The organism is Dyella sp. ASV21, from assembly GCF_016428975.1.
In the GTDB taxonomy this organism is placed as follows: Bacteria; Pseudomonadota; Gammaproteobacteria; order Xanthomonadales; family Rhodanobacteraceae; genus Dyella.
The window spans coordinates 1-2,794 of sequence record NZ_JAELTT010000140.1 but is presented as its reverse complement, the minus strand read 5'-3'; the positions used below and the strand labels follow the sequence as shown (position 1 = coordinate 2,794).

Below are 2,794 nucleotides of genomic sequence, written 5' to 3'. Positions count from 1 at the left end.
GGTAGCTCCGCTCTAAGGCGAGCCCATAAAGCGGCCCGCAGAGCGCAACCACTATCAGGACATCCGCTAATGCCACCTTCCACCTCATGTGAACTCTCACAGCATTTCTACTCAAAATGTTGGGTGGTAGGACGCTCGGGATAAGGTCCGCTTCGGGTCGGAAGCGGAACTTAGGTAGCTATGAGTATTCGACCGTTCCGGGAGGAAGGCGGATGCCCAAAAGCTGCCTATAGACGACCCCGTTTCCGTACACCAGATACCGGCCAGTAGCAGCAGCGATGTCCAAAGACCTCTCGATCCTATCGATAATTGCAGTAGCACGGCTCCGAAAAAGTAGAGGCTCAAGCCTCACTATCGGTGCTCCGTTCGCCGGATGACGTTCACCAAGAAAAACGCGCCAGCACCGTGGGAACGATTTCAGCTCCTCTCTCAGCGCAGCTAGAGCTGCCCTGACCGGTTCGAAGTCACCCGGCCGAAGAACGACCAGGACGTTTAGGGCAAACATGCCGATCCCTGAATCTCGCTGAGCATAGGTCTCGAAAATAGGGGCCACCAATGAAAAATAGCCGTCGGTATGGACATTTTCCGCGCCAATGCGCGCCCGCCCATCTATGGCCAACGGCCACATTGGATCCTGCGCTGGGTCAATGAAACCAAAGGCTCCTCGAAACATATCGCCCCGCTTTCCGTCAAAGACGTCCGCTATGGGTCGGAAGCGGACGTTGCCTTACGGCACGTAGCGCTTACTCGGTTAATACCCAATGGCCACCCAAACCCCGATCGCGACGATTGGTATGACCGTAAAAGCTGCGACGGTTAACGCCCGGACCTTTGCTTCCGAGTAGCCAAAACCTGCCAACCACATGGCGACTACGATGGAGGCCACCCCACCCAGGAATAACGTGAAATAAGTGCGATTTTCGGCCTCGATCACTGCGCGAGGCACCCTAGGATCCGGGTCGCCAAGCTGCGAGAACAATCCCCAAAAAGAAGCCAACCACCCGAGAACCATAAGTCCGATTGCAATGTTGGCGGCCGTCCCCTTCCTCATGAATTCGATCTCCTGACTTTGCCCATAGACCCCACTTCTCGTTGCTGAACAAGGTCCGCCATGGGTCGGAAGCGGACCTAACAAATCTACCTATTTTCCCAGATCCGGCCCGCACGAACGACTTTACAGTGGTAGCAACCACTACTGACCGCGTCCAGGTTGTACCAGGCGTGTGTACCTCCCGCCTTCTCGCAGTCACGCCCCTTTCGCGCAATACCAAGGTCAATCAAAAACCAGGGGAGATGCCGCCGAACGGCAGTCCGCCATCGGAATGGTGATCGACTTGGCTGGCTGCTCATTTGACGCCTCCCTTAGGTCCGTTCTGGGTCGGAAGCAGACCTTTCGATCTAGTCGCGCTGAGGCCGCGTGCTCTTTGGAAACATCGCGAACACCATGGCGAAGGCCACGAGGCCACCAAATGCGCCGCCTTTAGTTGCCTCAACGAGCACGATCTTGATCAGCCCGGCGTCGATACGGATTCCAAGGACAACGAATCTGATCGCCATGGCTCCCACAACAATGGCGAAAATCGACGCAAATAACAGAACGCCGCCACGCAAGGCAGTTCCAAATCGACTCTTCTTCATATCCCCCCCGATTTTCAGCCCGACTCCCGGCTGCGACCTTCCCATGACCGAATCTCATCGGCGCAAGGTCTGCTCCGGGTCGGAAGCGGACATGAGCGCCCCGACTCCGCGTGGTCCTATAAGCGACCCGCCTCGAATGACCTTTGCCAGCCTTCTGCACTCACCACGCGACCCGCTTCAAACGTGAATTCCACTTGGGACACCCTATTGCCCTGGCTATCGATGAAATCGACTTCCACCTTTTGCTTTGAACACGGGTCAGCCGGCATGTCCATGTAGTCCCAGCCAAGGTAACGATAAGTGTCTGCCTTCATCGTTTGTGCAAGCGTGCGAGCGCCATTGACTCCCGTTCCCAAGGGTCTGCCCACATCACCTGCGCCAAGGCTGAAACTCGCGGTAGGTGTGACCAGCGCCGCAAGTCCCTCATCCGAGCCTGCTGCCTGCTTGATGACGTCAACAGCACGAAGGCTCAAGAATTGGTGCAATTCACTTGAACCCGATATGTCTGGCAGACCGCAACCAGAAGGCCCAGCGGACGCGGGGCCTACAGCCACGGTCGCGGCTAGAAGCGCGGATATCGCGGAGGTCCATCGGTTCACGTCACTCTCCTTGCGGGTTCATCCAGTGTCTGCTTCGGATCGGAATCGGACATGGCTAATGGTTACTTCGACCAGCCAATTTGGCGAGCCACCCCGGTAAATTGATCAAGCGCGTAGGTGTTTCCGAAGAAGCGCCTAGCTACTAGCGAACCGTCGGTCGCGCGGGATAGGGATACGAAGGAGTCCCTCTCATAGGTGCCCGGGCTCGCTTCGACTTGCCAGAGAACTTCGCCGCCTTGCGAAAGGTAGTAGATGTTGGCGTTGTACGTGGCCGAATCGAGGCTCGCCACATGGACCTCATCCAGAAGCACGATGGTCCGCTCTGGCGTATCGGCCAAAGAGACCGCGATTCTGGAAACCTGATCAGATGAAAGTTGCCTCATGCCCTCTCCCTAGACTCATCTGCCGGTTGTTTCTGTGAGGTCTGCTCCGGGTCGGTAGCGGACCTCACGAAAATGCCTAGTGACGCAGGTTGTTGAAGGCGGCAATCGCCAGCCACGCGACAACAAGCGCTGCAATTCCCACCCATTGGATTCGACCCTGGGATTGTGCGCAAT

3 protein-coding genes are annotated in these 2,794 nt (G+C 56.9%); all 3 read right to left on the bottom strand.

The features are described from left to right. Positions 1 to 1,398: 1,398 nt before the first annotated feature. Positions 1,399 to 1,638 carry a hypothetical protein gene (locus tag JHD67_RS21205; protein ID WP_199101128.1) on the bottom strand — a complete coding sequence of 80 codons (240 nt, stop codon included), beginning with the start codon at positions 1,636 to 1,638 and terminating at the stop codon, positions 1,399 to 1,401. 116 nt (positions 1,639 to 1,754) lie between these two features. Then, complete coding sequence (locus tag JHD67_RS21200; protein WP_199101127.1) at positions 1,755 to 2,123, bottom strand: hypothetical protein; 369 nt, start codon at positions 2,121 to 2,123, stop codon at positions 1,755 to 1,757. Between the two features lie 176 nt (positions 2,124 to 2,299). Beyond that, a complete protein-coding gene (locus JHD67_RS21195; protein ID WP_199101126.1) occupies positions 2,300 to 2,620 on the bottom strand; it encodes a hypothetical protein in 321 nt (106 codons plus the stop codon). Positions 2,621 to 2,794 lie beyond the last annotated feature (174 nt).